Source organism: Bacillus sp. AR4-2, assembly GCF_008274865.1.
Classification (GTDB): domain Bacteria; phylum Bacillota; class Bacilli; order Bacillales; family Bacillaceae_G; genus Bacillus_A; species Bacillus_A cereus.
This window is the reverse complement of the sequence record NZ_CP031062.1, coordinates 1,996,165-2,018,687: the sequence shown is the minus strand read 5'-3', so window position 1 is coordinate 2,018,687 and position 22,523 is coordinate 1,996,165. Positions and strand designations below refer to the sequence as shown.

Here is a 22,523-nt window from a genome sequence, read left to right as displayed (position 1 = left end):
ATTAATATTTTATAACATAAATTATCGATTTGATGAATCTTTACGATTCAAATTTTTTAATAGAGTCCTGTTAAAGTATAGAATGCGATAACTAAAAATACAGCAACCGTTTTCAAAATTGTAATAGCAAATATATCTTTATATGACTGTTTATGTGTTAATCCTGTTACTGTAAGAATAGTAATAATAGCCCCGTTATGTGGTAGTGTATCCATTCCTCCTGATGCCATTGATACGATACGGTGCATAACTTCTAATGGAATATCAAATTGATTGGCCGCTGCAATAAATTTATCTCCCATTGCACTTAATACTATTCCCATTCCTCCTGATGCCGAGCCTGTAATTCCAGCTAAAATATTCGTCGTTACTGCACCATTCACTAACGGATTTGTGAAAGTAGCAGAGATGCCATCTCTCATAATTGCGAAACCTGGAAGTGCTGCAATGACACCACCGAATCCAAACTCAGCTCCTGTATTCATCGTTGCAAGTAGCGCTCCACCAATACTTGTATTCAATCCAGCTTGGAAACCTGTTACTACTCGCTTCCAATATAATAATAACGTTGTTAAGATCCCTATAATAAGTGCCAATTCTACAGACCAAATTCCTACTACTGCACTTAATTCTACTTTTCCAAATGCTTTCATACCAATTGCAGAAAAATCAAAACCGCTTGGATACCACTTCGGTATCATAATAGTAAACACTTTATTCATTACACCTACTAAAATAAGTGGTATAAATGCAATAAGTTGTTGTGCTCTTGTGATTTCAATGTTATTAATTAATGGCATATTTTTTTTTTCTACTTGCAAAGATGCTGCCATTTCAGTATTTCCATCATTAAAACCAAAGTATCCTTCACCTGCCGCTTTTGCCTTCTTACGTCTACTCTCTAAATATAGTAAACCTAATGTAAGAACAAAAATTGCTCCTACAATCCCAAGTATCGGTGCAGCATAAATATCCGTTTTAAAAAATGTTGTAGGTATTACATTTTGAATTTGTGGTGATCCAGGTAACGCATCCATTGTAAACGTTACTGCTCCAAGAACAATCGTTCCAGGGATTAAACGCTTTGGAATATTAGCTTGTCGAAACAACTTAGCTGCGAACGGATAAACAGCAAACACTACTACATACACACTAACACCACTATACGTTAAAATAGCCCCCATTAATACAATCGCTAATATAGTACGTTTTTCACCAACTAACTCAATAATCGTTTTTGCGATAGAATCTGCAATTCCTGACATTTCCACTACTTTCCCAAATATTGCTCCTAATAAAAACACAGGAAAATATAATTTTATAAATCCAACCATTTTCTCCATAAAGATATTAGAAAAGAAAGGTAATACATAACTAGGTTCTGTCAAAAATACTGCAAATAATGCAAATATCGGCGCGAATAAAATAACAGAAAAACCTCTGTATGCTACGAACATAAGTAAACTTAGTGCTAATAATATAATAACTAACTCCAATTTTACCCCTCCATTAAACAGAATATTCTAAATTTTATTGATAAATTTCTACTAACCTTTTAATTCTGACATCCCTCCTCTTATTCATACAAATTTTTATGCTAAAAATGTCTAATTATAATTATTCGATTACATATGAAAAATCCCTTTAAACAGAAACGAATTCATCGTCATACGTTATAAAGGGATTGCTAGAATCTATATTTACTAATTTATTAAACTTTTTTCTACACAAAAATGATACAGTTCTTCAACATCTTTCACTATGTAAGTCGCACTAACTTCAGTCAGTTCTTTCTCACAGCCATAGCCATATAAAACACCAATTGAAGCAATTCCATTCTGATTCGCACCTATTATATCGTGCTTTCTATCACCGATCATTATCATTTCTTCTTTATTTAGTTCTTCATTTGTTTGTAAAATATGAGCAATTATTTCATCTTTTTTTATTCTTGTACCATCTAAATTACTTCCAATGATATCTTCGAAATAATTCGTCAATTGAAAATGCTCTATAACTTGTTTCGCAAATACAGTGGGCTTTGAAGTTGCTACAAATATGCGATTCCCTGAACTTTTTAATTGTTGCAAGAGCTTCAGAATCCCCTCATATACATTATTTTCAAACAATCCACGCTGCTTTAAATACTCACGGAAATAAAAAACAGCACGTTCAAGCTCTCCTTCACTCATATTATATCTCTCTATGAATGATTGCTGAATAGGAGGACCTATAAATGAATCTAACTCACTTACATGTACTTCTTCAATTCCTACTTTTTTTAACGCATATAAAACCGAGTTTACAATCCCTTCTTTCGGATCCGTTAAAGTTCCATCTAAATCAAATAGAAATGTTTTATACATGTTTCATTCCTCCACTTAATTTGCTGTATAAATAACTGCTAACATCTCTTCCACTTCTCCCTATTATACTATCATTATCTATTTTTTCGAAAAATCAATTTCCATATGTCACATACTTTCAGTTACAAAATACGATAGATATGATACAGTAAAAAAGTTACAATTATTTTAATAGAAACTGGTGAAACAAATGTCAATTACGTTAATTTTTATAATGGCTTTCACAATTGTAATCCACGCAGTTGAAACAAGCTCTTATAGTATTCGATTAGCGGGGGTTCGTTTAAAGAAGATTGCTGTCGCATTATCCGTCGTAGGAATCGTATTACTCATTTCAAGAACGTCAAACTTACTACAAGCCTTTTTACTTGGCGGGATTGTGGACGAAGCAAAACTAGATCCTTCTATTGATTTAGAGCATATTATACGTCTTGTACTATTATCTGCTTCTATCGGTACATTGCTTGCGATTATACTGTATCCAACTTTGACAAAACTATTTGGATATGTCATTCAAAACTTTGAAACAGACGGTTCTTTCATTCGAATGATGAAAACGAATAACATTCAAAAATTAAAGTACACAAAAAAATATGTCCGCTTTCCAAAGTTAGAAATGATTCATAGACTGCGTATCGGCGGTATTCCAAAGCGTATAATGCTTATTAACATGTTCGCTACTGCAATTTATACAGCGGGAGTTCTTTCCGCACTATATGCTTCTTTTTTAATTCCAGCTTTCGCAACAAAAGCCACTACAGCTTCTGGTCTTATTAATGGTTTTGCTACTATTTTATTAACAGTGCTACTAGATCCACGTATTGCTCTTTTAACAGAGCGAGCTCTTCAATCAGAAGAAGGTGCTGAAGCAATGAGTAAAATGTATGCTTGGCTAATGATTTCTAGACTTTTTGGTACATTACTTGCTCAACTGTTATTCATACCAGGTGCTTACTGGATTACATGGATTATAAAGCTTATGAATTAAATTTACTCTCTAAAAAAAAGCAGGTGAGATAACAAATGACTATACAAACAGAACAAGATATCATTCGCTTAATAGAAAACGACGAATGGATGATGAATGTATTACAAATGGCAAAATCACTAGAGTTACCTGATTGGTGGATTTGTGCCGGATTTGTTCGTTCTAAAATTTGGGATACTTTACATGACTATGAAGCTAAAACGGCTATGCCTGATGTTGATGTAATTTATTATGATAGTCTACATCAAGATGAGATATACGAACAATCATTAGAAACGAAATTAATGAATATTGATGCTACTATCCCTTGGTCTGTAAAAAATCAAGCTCGTATGCATGTAGTGAATAATATGCCACCATATTCTTCTTCTGTTGATGCTATTTCTAAATTTCCTGAAACAGCAACGGCATTAGGAGTTACACTTGATGAACTAAACAACGTCATATTAACAGCCCCATGTGGTATTGAAGATGTCCTTTCCTTACAAGTGAGACCAACAGCTCATTTTCTTGAATCGAAAGAATGATTACATATGTACAAAAACAGAGTTATAAAAAAGAATTGGCAAAGTAAGTGGCCTAACATCACAATCACATATCCAGAAATATAGAAAGGGTGCCTCTCATTTATAGAAGCACCCTTTTCTTCATTTCAAAAAATGTATGACTGTTTCTGCAAACCTATCTGCTTCCTCATAATGAGGTGAATGACCGCTCTCTTCAAATACGATATACTTGCCGTTTCGGGCATCTTTATTAAATGTTTTAATTTGTTCTTCACACGTTACTACATCATGTTTTCCTACAATTAATAACATTGGATTCTGTACTTCTTTTATTTTATATAATAATGATTTATGACATGCACCCTCTAATTTTAATCTATCAAAATGAATTTGAGAGCGATTTGAAAATACTTCCCACTCTTCATCGCTATATAAACTATAGTCTGTCTCATCTTCCTTATAATTGTAAATCTCCATTCTTTTTTCTTCTAATTCAGCGCTTAATCTTATATAGGCTTCTAACAACTCTTCTGAACTAGCATAGCTAGATGAATAAGCAAAGCACTCTTTTGCTACTTCTTCTTTTTCATGCTTTTTTAATAAATGCCCTGTCTTTTGTAATAAAGCTCTACTTGTTAATGCAAAGTCGAAAGTTGGCCCTTCAAATATTATTTTCTCTATTGAACTTGGATATATCGACGCATATAACAATGCTAAATAGCCACCGAAAGAATGTCCAATTACAGACCACTTTTCAATTTGTAATGCTTTTCTTAGTTCCTCACAGTCTTCAATTAAATCATTTAATCCAAAAGCTTCATCCTCAGTAATTTCTTCTGAGCGACAAACACCCCTTTGATCTATCATCATTACATATAAAGAATCTTTTAAACGTTCCGCTTGATGAAATGAAAAATCATAGCAACTCTCTCCTGGTCCACCATGCAAATATAAGACTGGTTTATCTTTAGGATTTCCATGCGTTTCAACGTATAGCTTTTTCCCTCTAATATTCATGTATCTCCCTGCTTCTATCAAATTTGCCTTTATGATCATCACCTCCCCTTTTTTACTGAATATTATAACATTTAATGTTAAATAATCCCTATTACATTTAAGAAGACGATAATTATTGCAAGTGGTGCTACAAATCGAAGTAAAAATGCCCAACAAGTAAATACTTTCTTTCCATAATTACCACCTACAAAAAACTCTGCTTCTAGTACCTTCTTCTCCATTTTGAATGAAACGAAAATACTAATAAATAGTGCTCCAAGTGGCATTAATATATTACTAGATAAAAAGTCTACCGCATCAAAAATATTCTTTCCAAAAATCGTAATATCACTCCATACTCCAAATGATAACGCAGATGGTATACCTACTAAGAAAATACAGAAACCAATGATCCATGATAGTTTCGTCCTTCTTTCTTGTTCACCATTTGCTAATGCTGAAACAACAGTTTCTAGTAGAGAAAATGCCGATGTTAATGTCGCAAATGTAAATAGTGCAAGGAATACTGTTAAGAAAAATCCACCGAATGGGATTTGACTAAATACAGATGGTAATACGATAAATAGTAATCCAGGTCCTTCTGTCGGCTCCATTCCTAATGAAAATACGGCCGGAAAAATGGCAAGACCCGCAAATAAAGAAACAAATAAATTTAATCCAACAATTGTTATTGCTGATTTTGGTAAACTTTCTTTTTTATTTAAATAGGAACTATACGTAACCATAATTGAAATCCCGATACTAATTGCAAAGAATGATTGCCCCATTGCGAACAAAATACTTTCCGAAGTAATCTTTGAGAAATCTGGTTGTAAGAAAAACTTCACACCTTTCATTGCATCATCAAGTGTTAACGAACGAACAATAAGAGCGACAAATAAAACGAACAATGCTGGCAACATATATTTACTTGCTTTTTCAATTCCGTTTTGTACACCCTTTGATACAACCCATATCGTAATGAACATAAAAGCGAAATGTCCCATAATAGCCCAAGTGGGATTCCCAATTGTTTCAGTAAATAACGCACCGTAATTTTGTCCTGGAGTAATCAGTTGTCCAGTTATTCCTCTGAATAAATAAATTAATACCCATCCACCTACAACACTATAAAACGAAAGTAGTATAAAACACGTTCCAACGCCAAGGCGTCCGATCCAGTGCCATCCTGTATTTGGTGCGATGCTTTTAAATGCTCCAACTGCTTGTTTCTGCGTACTGCGTCCAATCATAAATTCAGCTATAAGTAGCGGTAGTCCAATTAAAACAGTAAATAATATAAAGATTAAAAAGAACGCTCCTCCCCCACTCTTCCCAGCGATATAAGGAAACTTCCATATCGCACCAAGTCCAATTGCTGATCCGGCTGCTGCCATTATAAAACCTAATTTCGAAGTCCATTGCTCCGTCTGTTTCATCTCATTTTCCTCCTAATTAAATCTTTTTATATAAATAAATAAATTTTATAGACCTATCCAAATATACCCTCCATTTCTTCTTCCATATAATAAAAAATGGCCTAGCATCTCTATATAAAGAGACGCTAAGCCATTTACTTAACGCGGTACCACCCTTATTGATTCCATTATGAATCCACCTTAGTAGTAATCGTTTGATTACAAACCTAATATCGAAGGTTAACCGTTAAGATTTACTAAGAATGTAATTCCGTTCCACCTTACTGCTCCTAGGCGAGTTCAGGATGTCATTTGACTATGTCACACCAACCCATAGCTCTCTGTACAAATACATGACCTTACTACTCCTATTCAACACATTTTAATATTTAGAATATATTTTCTTTTGAAATTAATATGAAGTATATCTGTTATATTTGTAACTGTCAAGGGGTATATTATTTTTTTGTCGAAATGGTTCATATTTCAACTGACTTTTACTAAGCTTATTATAAAAAGAAAGAGTCTATATTTTCACCTTTTCAAACGAACTATAAAAAAGAATCTTCGCGATAATCGCGAAGATTCTTTTTACGGTATAAGACGAGTACAATCTCTCGGAAAAGCACTCGCCTCTCGTACATTTGTTAATTCTAATAGTTTATATACAATCCTTTCTAACCCAATTCCGAAACCTCCATGCGGGGGACAACCGTATCGGAATGTATTTAAATAAGATTGAAATTTCTCTGGGTGTAATCCTTTTTCTTTAAACGAAGCGAGTAACATTTCATAATTATGAATTCGCTGTGCCCCTGACGTTATTTCTAACCCTTTATATAATAAGTCGAATGAATCAGTAATAGCTGGATTCTCTTTATTTTGCATCGTATACATCGGTCTCGCTTCTTTCGGATAATGTGTAATGAAAACAAATTCACTATTATATGTTTCCTTTACATATTTCCCTAGTAACTTTTCACCTTCTGTATCTAAATCCCCTACAGGAGATTCTTTACGATACTTACTTTTCAAAATTTCTTGTGCTTCTAACAATGTAATTTTAGGTATTTCAGTAATAACAGGTACTTCTATTTGTAATAGTTGTAGTTCTATTTCACATTTTTTCGCTACTTGTTGAAATATATATCGTAAAACATCCGTTTCTAGTTGCATCACTTCATAAAAATCATGAATAAATCCAAGTTCTACGTCTAACGAGATATATTCATTCAAATGACGGGAAGAGTTATGATGTTCCGCTCTATATACAGGTGCAATTTCAAAAACTCGTTCTAGTCCACCCGCTACCATCATTTGTTTGTAGAACTGTGGTGATTGTGCTAAATAAGCTTCTTTTTGGAAGTATGGAAGCTTAAAAACATTTGCTCCTCCTTCTGCCCCTTGCGAAACAATTTTCGGAGTAAATATACGTGTGAAATCGTTCTCTATTAGAAATTCACTAAAGCTCTGAACGAGTGTAGATTTCACTTTAAAAATCGCTGCGGTTCGCTCATGCCTTAATGATATTACTCGCTCATTAAGTAGTTGATCTAAGCCAACTTGTAACTTCTTTTTATTTATTTCAAATGGAAGTGGCTCTGCACCGTTTATTACTTTCACTTCATGAGCAAGTACTTCAACACCCAATTCTGTTTTCGATGTCTCGACTATTTCACCAATTACGTGGACGACACTTTCTACATCAACTTTATATCCAGCCAATTCATTTTCTAATACACATTGAATTACTCCTGTTCTGTCCCGTAATAATAAAAAACTAACATTTCCAAGATGTCGAATCTTTTTTACCCATCCTTGAAGTAATACAACCTTTCCACTTTGCTTTTTACATTCTTTTGTGAGTGAACGCTTCATTATTGAATCCATTATTTTTCCCTCCAGTAATTTTATATTTATTTACGTTATTGTTGTCATCGTCATCATCCACGGTCACTCACCCCCTTTCAAAGAATACAAAAATCCGCCCCTATAAATAGGGACGGATTTTTTCCGCGGTACCACCCAAATTGTCATATTGACCATCTTAGCCCTGATAACGGTAGGTACCGTTTGCTTTTACTAATAATCACGTTCAAAGCAACACTCACAGGTGTCTTTCCATCATGCGGTATCGCAACCTTCCCAGCAATCGGCTGCTCTCTGTAGACCTTTGCACCATGTACTTTTCCTGATCATCACTTTTTATATTTACAGAGTATTCTAACTCCTCACCTTATAAAACGCAAGCCTTTTTTGAAACATTCTGGTTTTATAACTCCTAACTTCTTCTAAATTGTGAAAAGTTAATTTTGTAATACATATTCTTATGTATTAAATCCAAAATTACACCTTTAATATTTTCCAATTTTTACATAAAAACTAATTCATTTACGCATATTAATAAAAATTTTAAAGCGAGGTGTGTATATGCAAAAAGCAATTAGTTTCTTTCTCCTTTTGTTTTGCTTAATTGTAGTAAACGAAACGTATGCCTATTCACCAAAATCTTTACCAATCTCTCAAAACTCTGATCAATGGCAAGTGAATATTGATAAACCGAAAAAAACAAACAAGAATATGCTTCAAGCTAAAAAAGATGAATTTCAAACATATCATTTTTCAGTAAAGAATGTCGGGAATAGTGAAGTATATAATGTAAACGTCGAAGTATTCCGCAACGAACCAAATAAGAAAACGAAATATGAACTCTTTTCCCTAAAGGAAAGTCGTTTGGCAAGTGGAAAAACTGGATTTGAACACGCTAATTTACCCGTTGCTACAAAAGCAGATGAAGTTGATGTTATTATTACATGGCAAGAACACCCATTCCAATCGATGCGAAATGGTCAAAAAGTTGAATCTAGAAAATTTAAAGAGCATTTTGTTTTTAAAGAAGCTAAAAAGTAAATGGGATACGGATATATTCACACTATCATTGATATAGCTTTATTTACTAGTACCAGTTCGTAAGCAAATTAAAAAGTCGTGGCTTATAATGCCACGACTTTTTATATTAATTCGTACTAATGCCTCTCGCTGCCCAAATGCGATCGATATCAGCAGCATGTTGTCCGCCATATAAAAGAGCATCCGCTTGCTTAATCGCTTTCGCTCCATCACTGAATTTAGAGTTTGGTGTTAATGACCAGTGTGATTGTAAAATGATTTTTGTTGCTACATCACGGCCAAAAGCTTGTGCCATTTCGTATTGGCCTTGAGCCCAAATTTCACCATCATCATGCACTTCATTCGTTATATCTTTCGGATATACTTTATTCGTATCTAATCGGCGTAAGCATGTTGGATCTGAACTAGAATAAGCTGTCGCATCCCATTCTCCAACACATGCTTTACCATATCCAGTAGTCGATACTGCATCTTCATATGTAGCACCTAAGAAGTCGCCAAATCCTTCTCCCATCGCTCCACCTTCTGCTGAACTACCAAAGCCAGGAACTTGGTTATCTTGAATCGAATGCCCATATTCATGTGCGATAATACCAGCATCTTCTGCATCATCAACACCGCCAGTACCGAAAGTCAAAGCTTTTGTTGATGGAGAATAGAATGAGTTATCATCAGTTGTACCATTAACATTCACTTTTATCGAACGGTTATTAATATTTTTAAAACCTAGACTTTGAATGTAACGTTGCAATGTGTCGATATGATAGTACGACATAACATCTTCAAAGCTATCATTTGCGCGTGTATAGTTAAATTGTAAATTCGTAGATTTTGTTTTCGCTTTTGAAGAAATCGTTACATATTCTCCAATTAAAAATCCTGTTCCATCTAAACCTTTTAACGTAACAGTTTTCAGTTGGTTCGTTAGAGCTGTTGAATCTGCATCGTTATTATCTTTTAAGCCTACTTTACTACCGCTAGATACGACTGGGTTAGGTAAAAATACTTTTCCTGACCCTTCAGCTTTTCGGTTTATATCAACCTTTTTAATTAACTTTCCATTTTCTGCATCAATAAATGTTTCCCATGCACCAAATGGATTATTAGAATGGACTACAACTTTATATACTGGACGAGCAATTCCTTCTTCAACAATATATCCGAACTCTTTATCTGTAGGAGCCCATAAATTTTGCTCACTTGCTTCTCCAACATACGCCATTGATTTTTGTATTGCATCTTTTTCACTAATTTTTGTCGTTACTTCCTTCACACCTGTAACAGGCTGATAATCAGAAACAGCGAGTACTCCCTTTCCCTCTCCGTTAAGCGTAACTGTTATTTGTTTTGAAAATACAGGTGCACCATTAACAACTTGTTGGAACCTAACATATGAAGCTACTGACGTTTCTGTTGTAGAAATATATTGCAAGTCTGAAAGATCTGTTTTCAATCCATACTGCGCAGCATTTTCTTTTAAATATTCAGTTGCTTTTTTCTGTGGCGAATAAGCTTCTAACTTTACTTGCTGTTGTTTTTCCAATGCCGAAACCGTAGAAATTGTCCCCATTACTAACGGCACAGTCATTGCCATTGCCACCATTTTTTTATTAAACATAGAACCACTCCCCCTAATAAAGTAGCTCAACCTTATCCCATTACCACTAGGCAATGATTCCCCGCAAAACGGATGGATAAAAATTGAATCTACGAGTAATTCTCTATGAACACTTCTATTACCTTTCCATTTAGGGTAAGTGAAATTTTCTCAATATTTATGTGTAAAGTGAACACAATACTTTAGAAAGAAATTTCTAAATCCATTCCTTATCCCTAAAGCTTTTCATATTACTGTTTAAAAAAATAGGCTATTTTTTACCTAACGGTAGGTTGAAAAAATCACTTGTAAATGATACGATTTAAATAACCTTTTTTTAGGAGGATCTATATGAGTAAAAGTGAAGAAACACTCTCTTCAATAATGGAAGCAAGTTATCGCCTTTTTGCTACGTACGGTATTGTTAAAACAACTTATACAATGATTGGTGAGGAGGTTGGTATCGCAAAACCATCTATATATTACTACTTTAAGTCTAAAGATGCTTTAATTGAATGTATTTTTACTGAATTATGTAAAGCTATGCAGTTCTCTTCGTATTTCCATACAGAAGAGTTTACAAAATCAAATTTTATTGAAAAATGTATTGCAATTGGCCTTAAAATAATTGATGAACAGCGAAACGACCCTTATTTTAACCGAGTGCTACAAGAATATGTATTACTATCTTCAAGAAACAAGATGTACAAAGATCGATTACTAACTGTGCAAACAGAATATTTACATGGATTTGAAGTACTCCTTACAAAAGCAAATGAACTTCAATTAATTGAAAATAAAAATCTAGTTTCAAAAGCTCATATGTTAGCATTAGTGCTTGATAATATCGGAAATTTTATGATGATTGATGCAAAGATAGATTATAAACAAATTTGGATTGAAGCTGTAAATAACATTTTTGAAAGAAGGGGTTGAAGTGAATATAAAAAAACGCATTATCGGCTTAGATTTTGCTAGAGCTTGGGCGATGTTTGGTATGCTACTTGTTAATTTCATGGTGATAACAGGTGCAGAAGGAAATGGTCCCCCTTTTTTAATAACCTTCATGTCACTATTTGAAGGTAGAGCCTCTGCTTTGTTTGTTATACTTGCTGGCATCGGTATAACTTTAATGACTAGGTCAGCCGTTGCTAGCAATGAACAAATAAAAATTTCTAATAGCCGAAAGACCATATGGAAACGATCACTTTTCTTATTTATTTTAGGATTACTACTATATGTAATGGAGTGGACTGGGGATATATTACACTACTATGGTGTTTACCTTTTCGTTGCTGCATTACTCATGACAGTACGCAAAAAACTATTACTTTTTCTTTCTATCATTATTTTATTGTTCGCACAATCTCTTCAGCTTACTTTCAATACTTTCGAGGGTTGGGTAGGTCCAACTCCATTTATAAATTATGTAGACTTCTGGACAATAAAGGGTTTTCTTCGCAACTTATTCTTTAATGGCTATCACCCTATTTTCCCTTGGTTCTCGTTCTTCTTAATCGGTATGTTAATTGGCAGGTTAGATCTTCATAATAAAAAAATAAAAAAAAGATTACTCTTACTCGGTATTACAATCACAATATTGACAGAACTTTTATCAAAAGGACTTACACACTTTTTTATTCCATACATCGGCAGAGAGGCCGCCACATTTTTATTTAATACAGGACCCATCTTACCAAATGTATTATATATTTTATCTGCTACAGGATCCTCTATTGCTATATTAATCATTTGCCTCTATATCGCTGAAAAATATAGAAATAATTGGTTTGTCACTTCCATTGTACAAACAGGACAATTAACATTAACTCATTATGTCAGTCATGTATTTATCGGTATTGGGACATTAATTCTATTAAATAGAATGGAAAATCAATCACTACTATTCGTTTTATTATTTGCTACTGCATTTTTCATTTTCAGCATTTTAATTAGTGTGTTATGGAGAAAGAAATTTTCTAGAGGTCCTATCGAATGGATTATGAGGAAATTAGCCGGATAAATTTCCATCATACAAAAAGGAAGTTGGAATCATTCCAACTTCCTTCTCCTTTAATGAGCCGCGCTTAATTTAATTCGAACTTTCGTTTCACCTAAAGAAAGTTCATCGTCTTCGTTCGTTAAGTGACCAAATGTAAATTGTTTAACGAGTAAGTTTTCTTCCAATAAATCTTTATGGTTCGTTAACGTTCGCTGTAGCTCTACTTCTGTATCAAGAATAACATCCACTCGTAAATTAACTGGTAAATTCAACTGTTTACGATATTCTTGAACCGCACGAATGAATTCACGCGCTACTCCTTCTTGCAACAATTCTTCCGTTACATTCGTATCTAACATAACCGTATATTGTCCGTTAGTCGTATTAGAGAATCCTGATTTTGCAACTTTCTCAACTAACACATCTTCAGCAGTTACAACTACTTCTTCTCCTGGCGTTGCTTCGTAAACTGCTCTTCCTGTTGATACAAAGTTTTGTACTTCTTCTTGTGATAATTGTTTTAGCCAACCATTCACTGCATTCACATTTTTACCGAATTTCGGCCCCGCTGTTTTAAAATTAAGCTTCAATTGATATGATGTGTATTTTGTTTCATCGAGTTCAACATGGAATGCTTTTACATTTAACTCATCCATAACGATATCACGATAAGATTCCCAATCCATATCATTCTCGTTATGCTCAAGTAATACAAGTTCTGCTAGCGGCTGTTTTACTTTTAAAGAATGCTGATTACGGTTACTTCTTCCAAGTTCAACAACTTGTAAAACAGCATCCATTTCCGCTTCTAATTTCGGTTGAAGTAGTGATTCATTTACAACTGGATAATCAGCTAAATGAACGCTGCCTCCTTCTAAATTTAGATGAATGTCTTCCGCGACAAACGGTGTAAATGGTGCAATTAATTTACTAATTGTTACAAGCACTTCATGAAGTGTCTCATACGCAGCTGCTTTCTCAGCGTTCATACCAGATTCCCAGAAACGATTACGTGAGCGTCTTACATACCAGTTACTCACTTCATCTACAAGTGCTGCAATTTCACGAGCTGCATTCGTAAATTGATAATCATCAAGTGCAGTTCTCACTTTTTTCGTTGTACTATGCAATCTTGATAATACCCATTCGTCTAATTTTGTAAGCTTTACATCATACGTTTCTTTCGGATTATATTCATCTAAATTTGCATATAAAACGTAGAAGCTATACACATTGACTAATGTATCTACAAATTTAGATTTCGCTTCCAGTACTGTTCTCTCAGAAAAACGCTTCGCATTCCACGGGGCACTATCAACAAGTAAAGCCCATCTTAGCGCATCTGCACCAAATTTATCTACTAAATCAACTGGATCTAGTGCATTTCCTTTGCTTTTAGACATTTTCTGCCCTTCTTCATCTAAAACATGCCCTAGTGATAACACTCGTTTATACGGTACTTTTCCCGTATATAGTGCTGATACTGCTAATAAACTATAAAACCAGCCGCGTGTTTGATCAATTCCTTCAGCAATAACATCCGCTGGAAACTGCTCTTCAAATAACTCTTTATTTTCAAATGGGTAATGATATTGTGCAAATGGCATAGAACCACTATCAAACCAAACATCAATCACTTCTGGTGTACGATTCATTGTGCCTCCGCATTTCCCGCAGCACACTTGCACTTCATCTACATAAGGCTTATGCAATTCCAAATCTTCTGGTGTTTCTTTCGTACTATGCTTTCTTAATTCGGCAATGCTTTTCGGTGCGAACTGATGATCACAACTTTCACATTCCCACACGTTTAATGGCGTTCCCCAATATCTATTTCGGCTAATATTCCAGTCCACCATATTTTCTAAAAACTTACCAAAGCGCCCATGTTTCATATGATCCGGATACCAAGTAACAGAATCATTATTTTGTAAAAATGTATCTTTAATTGCAGTTGTTCGGATTAACCAACTTTCTCCTGCATAATAAAGTAGTGGTGAATCACAACGCCAGCAATGCGGATAGCTATGTTCATATTTTTCTTTATGATACAGTAAACCTTCCTTCGCTAAATAACGAACGATATCCACGTCACAATCTTTTACAAATTTCCCTTTCAAAAATGGTACTGCCTCTGTATACTCACCTTTTTCATCTACAACGTGCAAGAATGACAATCCTTCACTTTGAACAACTCTATAATCGTCCTCTCCATATGCTGGAGCAATATGAACAAGTCCTGTACCACTATCTCCCGTTACAAAATCTGCTGCAATAACGCGGTAACCATTTGTAACTTCTTTCATCGGAAATGGCGCTGTATAAGATGTGTTTAATAATTCTTCGCCTTTATGAACAGATAATACTTCATAGTTCTCTTTTAATACTTCTTGTACACGTTCTTTCGCAACAATGTATACATGACTTTCTTGTTTTGCTTTAACGTATTCCATATTTGGATGGACAGCAAGCGCAACGTTTGCTGGAAGTGTCCAAGGTGTTGTGGTCCAACCTAAGAAATACTCATTTTCACTATCTTTCACTTTAAACTTCACAGTTGCACTTAAATCTTTTACTGTTTTATACCCTTGTGCAACCTCATGTGAGCTCAATGAGGTTTGGCAGCTTGGGCAGTATGGTGAAACTCTATGTCCTTTATATAACAATCCTTTTTCATGGATTGTCCCCAAAATATGCCATACACTTTCGATATATGGATTCTTTAAAGTTACATATGGATCATCCATATCTACCCAATAACCAATACTTTCAGTGAATTCACGCCACTGCTTCTCATATGTGAAAACACTCTCTTTACACTTTTGAATAAATGGTTCAATACCATATTCTTCGATCTCATGTTTACCAGAAATACCAAGTTGCTTCTCAACGCCTAATTCTACAGGTAAACCATGTGTATCCCATCCCGCTTTTCTTAACACTTTATAACCAGCCATCGTTTTATATCTTGCTACTAAATCTTTAATTGTTCGTCCAAGTGCATGACCTACATGCGGTAGTCCGTTCGCCGTTGGTGGTCCTTCATAAAATACGAAAGACTGTGCGCCTTCTCGATTCTGAATTGATTGTTCGAAAATATTTTGTTCGTTCCACTGTTTGCGAATTCGCATTTCTCTTCCTACAGCTGATTCTTTTACATCTACTTTTTCCATATACAATCACTCCTTTGAATATTTTAAAGCACACAAAAAACCCGTCCCTATAAAGTAGGGACGGGTTTACCCGCGATACCACCCTAATTCTATTAGCATTTTCACTAATAGCACTTAGCAACGTACTATCATACGTGTTCTTTGTAACGGTAGACATCCGTCCGGGCTTACTTACTTTCAGCCTCGGCTCCTCGGAGATGATTTTCAAATAACGTCTGCACACCGGCTTTCAGCAATATACCGGCTCTCTGGAGAACAGCTCACTATTTTACTCTTTCTCGTCTTCAGATTTGTATACTTTGTTAAAAGTTATTTTATGCCATTTAGCAACTAATTGTCAACTAATTCAAAATATATCCTTATCTTTTTTCCCTATTCTTATACAATTACTTTTCAAATTCTCGCAATGCTGCTAAATTTTCATCATCCTCAATAAGTTCAGCAAAGAATCCCGATTCATCCTCACGAAGGACAAATTCAAGCTCTTCCTTCGCCTCTTCATTTCTATTTAACTGCGCTAAATAACAAGCACGATCATATCTTGCTAACAAATCACTCGCGTCAATTATTAATACTTCATTTGTTATTTTTTCTGCCTGTATCGTTTGGCCGGCACCATGATATGAAGATGCTAAAGAAAGAAGAATTGCTGTTTCATTTGGATGATGTATAGAAGCATTTTCTAATACATGAATTGCCTCTTCAAACCTTTCTTGACTTTGATATATTTCTCCTAAAGCAAGAAATGCTCTACTTACAAACGGTGTTTGCTCTGTTAATTGTAAGATAATCTTTTCTGCTTTTCTTTCTTCCCCTGCTTTAAAGAATACTTGTGCTTGCAGAAGAAGAGTATCATAATCATCTGGTAGTTCTCGAACCATTTGTTTCGTTAATTCCAAAGCATCTCTTAACATATCTTCTTCCTCGCACTCAACGAAAAGATTTACAAGTTGCTTCGCTACTTCATAATCCCATTTATTTTCTAGTGACGTGTGCAGAATCTCTATTGCTTCTTTATTCATCTCTACATTCTCATAAAATAGCGCAAATCGCTGTGCTGCCATACTATTTTTCGGATTTAACTTTAAAGAGATTTCATATAAATCAATTATCATAGTAACCATTGAAATTTCTTTCGCACGATTTTTCATACGATAAAAAGCTCTCGTAATGATAGATCGTTTCGGCTGTTCATGCAGCTGGCGTTCAATCCATATTTCCGTAACCGCAGCTGCAGCATACATGAATGCTGTACTTCTTTCTGCTTTTTTCACCTTTAACGTATGAAGAAAATCTCGTATGTTAGACAATTTTTTATGTTGCTCTACTGCTTTTACATAAACATCAAATATACGTTCATTATCAAAATCTTTTTGTATTACTTTCATTGCAACTTTAATTGCTTTTACATTTCTTTTTTTCACTAATACTTTTGCATAATGATAGAGTACTTCTATATGCTCACCATCTAATTGTAGCGCGTATTCAATCTGTGCTTGTTCTTTATCTATTTCATTCATCGCTCCGTACACATATGCAATCGCATCTAAACGCCATATTTCAGGTACTTCGTCCGCTAATTGTTCTAGTTCAATCAGTAGTTCTTCCTGAAGGTTCATTTCTACTGAAAGCTGTGCTAAATATTCCATATTAATATGCAACGGCTCTTCTTTCATCGCCTGAACCATATGACTTTGTTCTTTAGAACGGTTTTCTTCTTTTTCGTATATTTCCGCAAGCTGTAAATGTACACCTACGAAATTCCCATCAAGCTCTAAACATGTTTCATACGCTTGTTTTGCTTCCGTCAATTGCCCTAATGCCATAAGTGTTTCACCAATTCGGTAATACGGTAATGCCGTTTCCATTTGTTCTATCGCCTTATTATATCTTTTCATCGCTTGGCCGTACTGTCCAATAGATTCATATAAAATACCTGCATAACAACCGTACTCACTTACTTCATTTCTTTCTTTGTGTAACGTTCTTAAAAATGCTATACCTCGTTGTACAAATTCCGTTCCTTTAATTCGATTCACATATTCATCTAACGCACTTGCTACATTATAATCACTTTTCTTTATACCCTTTTCTAACTTAGATAGTGCTACTTTAAACCCTTCTTCATTTCCACCAAGTTCAATTTCAGCATCCCATAAAACCATTCCTGCATTCATGAGGAAATCTTGGCTCTTTTCAATTTGCTTCTCAAGACCAAGTATATATTCTTTTGCTTCCTTATATTGTTCTCTTGCCATATAAACTTGTGTAAGTCCGAAGTGAGAATAAACATCCTCATCATTTTCTTCTAAAGCACGCTTATACAATACTTCTGCTTCTTCCAAGCTATCATTTTGAAAATGATAATCACCTAATTTTACGTAAAGAGGTGCTTTATCATCACAATTCTCAATACCGTTTAATAAAATTTCTTTCGCACTTTCCTCATCCTTCAAATCAGATTCGTATATTTCCGAAAGTTTCGTATAAATGTAAGGTGCATTACTATCCAAATGAATTGCTACTTTAAGCCCTTTTATTGCTAAATATAATTTCCCTAGTTGATGTGCACATCTCGCTCGTTCATACCATACATGCGCTTCATATTTGTACTCTTTTAACAAGTCATTAAAGATTTCATATGCTTCTTCATATCTTTCTAAATCTATTAATATTAAACCGTGATTTGTTAAAGTGAACCTTTCAGGACTACGCTCTAACGCAACTTGAGAGTATTGCAATGCTTTTTCAGATTGATCAATATACATATAGGATAAAGCGAGAAAACTCCAAGCAATAGGCTGATCTGCGTCTAATTGTAACGATAAACGAAAGCTTGAAATCGCTTCTAGATAACTTTCCTGTTCAAACGCATATCTTCCGTTTATTAAATGATATAAAGCACGATTATTTTTCTTCTCAACGCTTGTCAGCATTTGCTCCGCTTTCTCTACTTCCTGAAGACGAATAAAACACTGTGCACCATGCAATTTAACAAAGTCCGAGTTCGGAAACTTTTCCATTAACTTATCGATACAATATAAAATAAATTCTTTATCTACTTCAACATCTAAGTGCTTTATCGTATATAACCACGTATTTGGATTATCACTCGTTTCTTTTAAAAATTGTACTAAGTTACTAATTCCCTCTTTGTCATGTTCATCTAAATGATCCGTAAGAGAAAAAATAGATTTAAAGTAACGATTTTCTTCCTCACTTAGAAACGCTAGTTGCTCCTTCTTTTCTTTCGGAACAAACGTGATTGCTAAACAGCCTGTATAACGATATTTTTCTTGTAATTTACTATATTCCACAAGAACTGGTTCTATAAAGTTTGGATCTTGAACATAGAAAGCTTGCAATGTATCATCATATCCAGATAGAACTTGTACGTGTGAAGCATGCTCAATATCTATACTTAATAAAACAGGAATTCCTTCGTCAATCAGTCTCTTATAATTCTCTTCATTCCCTTTAAAATAACGATATTCATAACCTAATTCTTCTAAATAAGAAACAGTATCTGAAAACTTCGATCCTGTCATATCAAAAATAAACTCTGCTATTTCATCTTGTGTACGTTTCTCTCCCCATATACGCAACATCATCTCTAAGCTTGTCGGAACACAATAATTATCCTTTTGTACAATAGGAACTATCGGCAAGTGAACCTTTTTTCCATCCGGATTTTTTTCTAAATTATGATATAAAGATTCTTTTAAACTCTTTTCTTCTTTTAATAGTTTTTGTAAATCTGCAAATTTATTCATTTTGTACAGCGCTTCTGCACGTAAATGTACAAAGTAAGTATTATAGGCATGATATGGCAGCTGAGTATTTATATTATCTATTACCGCTAACATCTCTTCATATTGCTCTAAATCTAATAAATACTTTATCTTCTCAAAATGAAAATATGGTACTTGTGGGAATTTTACAATCGCATCATCGATTAACTGTATCGCGTGTTTTTGTTCTCCTTTATTCGCATACAATTGTGATAATAAATAGGTAGATAACTCTTCACAATCTTCATGCTGCATGCCAGCAATAAATTGTTCTTCCGCTTTCTCCCATTCACCTGTATGCATATAAACGTAGCCCCATTTATCAAACACTGCGCGCGCACTGTACTCCTCTGCTTTTTGCATATACATTAACGCTTCTTCGTTTCGTTTCATTTCTAAAAGACATCGTACTAACGTAAAATATGTTTTCGCTAAAAAATCTGCATCTATTTCTTCTTTACTTAACTCTTCTAAAGAAGATTTTAACAACTGCTCTGCTTCAAGAATTTTCCGCTCATCAATTAACTCATCACAATATAAAGAGAGCGTTCTCATATTTGGGAATTTTTTATAAGCGTAACGAATGAGGAATGAACTGTATTGGTGCATAAGCCCTTCATCAGTAAGGCGAATTAATATATCGAACTCCTTATGCGAAGGAATATTGGCAAGCCAATTCTTCACATAGGATAAAGTATTCGTTTCTTTTATATATGCAATTTCATTATTTATTTCCTGTAATCCATCTACAAATCTCTTGTCTTTTAAACAAGTTTCTAATTGCTTAAAATCTAGCATGCATTCACCTCGAATTTATATTTAAACTGCTACTTGCTTAGATTTTACACACCATATAGTATGTATTCAACTAAAATCTCTTAAAATGGATGGTATTAATTAATATTATTCAAATTTATAACAAAATATAGTAAAAACGATTGTTTTTCTCCGTATTTTGTTTAATTATATGGAATAACGTATCATGCGGTTTTTATCTTGTAGAAGCTGAAATTAGTACATAAAATTATATCGGCGATAATTCAAATATATCAGCGATTCTTTCATTTTATCGGCGATTTTCAAATTATATCGACCGATTCTTAACATTTATCAGCGATTATATGTCGAATATCGACTTATCAACATTAAACGACAATCCTTATACATCATACCTTTTAACAAACTATGTCACCAAATGTAATTTTCATATTGGGAGCGTATACAAAAGAAGAATACACATGAAATATTTTAAAAAATCGTAGTTCAGCTTCATATTGAGCTAGCGCATTATCATATGTTAATCCTCTGGCTATTAAACGTTCTACAAATTGTTGCTTATCACCCGGATCACCTGCAATCCCCTCTTCTTTTAATGATTGATACAAATCGTTTTTATCATTGTGATGCATATTTGAATCTAAAAAGTTCACTTTATCGCTTACTCTACATTCAATATTTTTCACACCTAATTCGCTTAAATATATCGGTATTTTCATGCCTATATTGCCATTTTTACCATTTCTTTGCGTATCACTTTCAAATAATTTCTGCAAAACACCTAGCTGAATAAATTCCGATTGTTTCTCCCCATCTAGTAAATAAGAAGCCATATTAGAAATCCAATGTGGTTCAAAACAGATTATTTTCCCACCCTTTTTAACTGAATGTATCATTTTTTGTAGCATTGTTTCTGGAGTAGTCATATGTAATAAGAAAGCATGACAGATTGCTATATCGTATTTATCGTTCAGTTCAATTTCTGTAGCATCTCCTTCAAGAAATTCTGAATCATACGGAAGTAAATGAAACAACTCTCTGGCTTCAGCTAATAATGTTTCTCCACTATCAATACCTGTATACTTTGAACCTTCTGGGAGTAATGGCATTAATACTAACCCTAAATAACCATATCCACAACCGTAATCAACGATATGTACAGGCTTAGTAATCTTCCAAACTGTATTTACTAAAAAGCTTACATAATCGTCGTTGTAATATAAATCTCTCGTGTTTTTTAAATATGTTAGTTTATTGTTCCAATCATACGTTTCCAACATCTAACGCCTCCTTTTATATACAAAACTAAAGTTCTCTATATAATAGCCGTATTCCTACACTTTTCTTAAAATTTCAAAGCAAAAAAGCTAGTGTATTTTTAATAATACACTAGCTTTTTATTTGGAAGAAAAATTTAACAAGTACAATCACAATCAAAACAATCCGTACAGTCTAAATCGTCACAATCTGCTTTTCTCTTTCTTTTGTTTCTTTTAAGATAATAATACAGTAGCCCAAACAATAGTATACAAATAACAAAAGCTATTATTGCTTCTGTATACTTATTTTGAATCATAAAACCAATTCCACTTCCGCCTGAAATAAAAATTAGAATTAAGTAAATCCAGAACATCTATGTAAATACCTCCATTACTATATATCTTAAGATAATATCCATATAACACTAGAGGAAATGAATAATCCCATACCATTACCGCTTAATACACCAGTAGTTATTCTTAGCAAATTTGAGCTACTTCTCCATTTCCACTTTTGGGTGAACCCATCGATAAGTAACGGAATTTGAGCGAAAAATGATAGTATGATTGCCAAAAGAAATGAAGGTGTCATATAAAAATAAATTGGAAACATTAAAATACCAATAAGCATGCCTGTACAACGCGCACATAAAGGTATGTACTTTTGTAGTTTAAAAAAACTCCTATCTAATCTTCTATGACAAGGAATTTGTAAAATAAAAGTTCGAATCAATATGAAT

Annotated in this window: 15 protein-coding genes, 1 pseudogene and 3 other annotated features; of the genes and pseudogenes, 5 read left to right on the top strand and 11 right to left on the bottom strand. The window is 34.0% G+C overall.

The features are described 5' to 3' along the window. Positions 1-56 precede the first annotated feature (56 nt). Together DN399_RS10490 and DN399_RS10485 are read right to left on the bottom strand one after the other, a co-directional pair. On the bottom strand, positions 57-1,496 hold the full coding sequence (locus DN399_RS10490; RefSeq protein ID WP_088363739.1) for a GntP family permease: 1,440 nt from the start codon (positions 1,494-1,496) through the stop codon (positions 57-59). Between the two features lie 207 nt (positions 1,497-1,703). Beyond that, the gene (locus DN399_RS10485) at positions 1,704-2,366 is read right to left on the bottom strand and encodes an HAD family hydrolase (RefSeq protein ID WP_000278491.1); all 663 of its coding nucleotides are present in this window, start codon (positions 2,364-2,366) and stop codon (positions 1,704-1,706) included. 190 nt (positions 2,367-2,556) lie between these two features. On the opposite strand from DN399_RS10485, the gene DN399_RS10480 reads away from it, so the two are divergent. Together DN399_RS10480 and DN399_RS10475 are read left to right on the top strand one after the other, a co-directional pair. Next, entirely contained in the window at positions 2,557-3,354 is a 798-nt protein-coding gene (locus DN399_RS10480) for a lipid II flippase Amj family protein (protein WP_000028911.1), read from the top strand. A 35-nt stretch (positions 3,355-3,389) separates the two neighbouring features. Further along, positions 3,390-3,965 (top strand): annotated as a pseudogene (locus DN399_RS10475) (nucleotidyltransferase family protein). 36 nt (positions 3,966-4,001) lie between these two features. Here the strand turns inward: DN399_RS10475 and DN399_RS10470 are convergent. The 3 genes from DN399_RS10470 to aspS form a co-directional block, all read right to left on the bottom strand. Beyond that, positions 4,002-4,877: an alpha/beta fold hydrolase gene (locus tag DN399_RS10470; RefSeq protein WP_016122414.1), complete on the bottom strand. Its 876-nt coding sequence runs from the start codon at positions 4,875-4,877 to the stop codon at positions 4,002-4,004. A 77-nt stretch (positions 4,878-4,954) separates the two neighbouring features. Next, positions 4,955-6,295 (bottom strand): sodium-dependent transporter, encoded by a 1,341-nt coding sequence (locus tag DN399_RS10465; RefSeq protein WP_016122413.1) that lies wholly within the window; start codon positions 6,293-6,295, stop codon positions 4,955-4,957. Between the two features lie 115 nt (positions 6,296-6,410). Beyond that, positions 6,411-6,659: a binding site (T-box leader), on the bottom strand. A gap of 206 nt (positions 6,660-6,865) precedes the next feature. Beyond that, entirely contained in the window at positions 6,866-8,164 is a 1,299-nt protein-coding gene (aspS, locus tag DN399_RS10460; protein ID WP_016122412.1) for an aspartate--tRNA(Asn) ligase, read from the bottom strand. Positions 8,165-8,269: 105 nt separating this feature from the next. After that, positions 8,270-8,482 (bottom strand) — a binding site (T-box leader). 222 nt (positions 8,483-8,704) lie between these two features. Here aspS and DN399_RS10455 point away from each other — a divergent pair. Further along, entirely contained in the window at positions 8,705-9,184 is a 480-nt protein-coding gene (locus tag DN399_RS10455) for a hypothetical protein (protein WP_001167910.1), read from the top strand. A 106-nt stretch (positions 9,185-9,290) separates the two neighbouring features. Here DN399_RS10455 and DN399_RS10450 read toward each other — a convergent pair whose 3' ends face one another. Then, a complete protein-coding gene (locus tag DN399_RS10450) occupies positions 9,291-10,802 on the bottom strand; it encodes a M36 family metallopeptidase (protein WP_000482274.1) in 1,512 nt (503 codons plus the stop codon). Positions 10,803-11,132: 330 nt separating this feature from the next. On the opposite strand from DN399_RS10450, the gene DN399_RS10445 reads away from it, so the two are divergent. Both DN399_RS10445 and DN399_RS10440 read left to right on the top strand, forming a co-directional pair. After that, entirely contained in the window at positions 11,133-11,717 is a 585-nt protein-coding gene (locus DN399_RS10445) for a TetR/AcrR family transcriptional regulator (RefSeq protein WP_000045224.1), read from the top strand. A 1-nt stretch (position 11,718) separates the two neighbouring features. Then, positions 11,719-12,804, top strand: a complete 1,086-nt coding sequence (locus DN399_RS10440) for a DUF418 domain-containing protein (protein WP_001022158.1) — start codon at positions 11,719-11,721, stop codon at positions 12,802-12,804. 50 nt (positions 12,805-12,854) lie between these two features. On the opposite strand, the gene ileS is transcribed toward DN399_RS10440, so the two are convergent. The 5 genes from ileS to DN399_RS10415 form a co-directional block, all read right to left on the bottom strand. Then, positions 12,855-15,956 carry an isoleucine--tRNA ligase gene (gene ileS / locus DN399_RS10435; RefSeq protein ID WP_016122411.1) on the bottom strand — a complete coding sequence of 1,034 codons (3,102 nt, stop codon included), beginning with the start codon at positions 15,954-15,956 and terminating at the stop codon, positions 12,855-12,857. A 53-nt stretch (positions 15,957-16,009) separates the two neighbouring features. After that, positions 16,010-16,250: a binding site (T-box leader), on the bottom strand. A gap of 92 nt (positions 16,251-16,342) precedes the next feature. Continuing rightward, positions 16,343-20,545, bottom strand: coding sequence for a bacteriocin-processing peptidase family protein (locus DN399_RS10430; protein WP_149149540.1), 4,203 nt, complete (start codon positions 20,543-20,545; stop codon positions 16,343-16,345). Positions 20,546-20,922: 377 nt separating this feature from the next. After that, positions 20,923-21,801: a class I SAM-dependent methyltransferase gene (locus tag DN399_RS10425; RefSeq protein ID WP_140159258.1), complete on the bottom strand. Its 879-nt coding sequence runs from the start codon at positions 21,799-21,801 to the stop codon at positions 20,923-20,925. Between the two features lie 137 nt (positions 21,802-21,938). Further along, a complete protein-coding gene (locus DN399_RS10420) occupies positions 21,939-22,157 on the bottom strand; it encodes a hypothetical protein (protein ID WP_000498601.1) in 219 nt (72 codons plus the stop codon). A 29-nt stretch (positions 22,158-22,186) separates the two neighbouring features. Further along, positions 22,187-22,516, bottom strand: coding sequence for a DUF2085 domain-containing protein (locus tag DN399_RS10415; protein ID WP_000621475.1), 330 nt, complete (start codon positions 22,514-22,516; stop codon positions 22,187-22,189). Between the last annotated feature and the right edge of the window lie 7 nt (positions 22,517-22,523).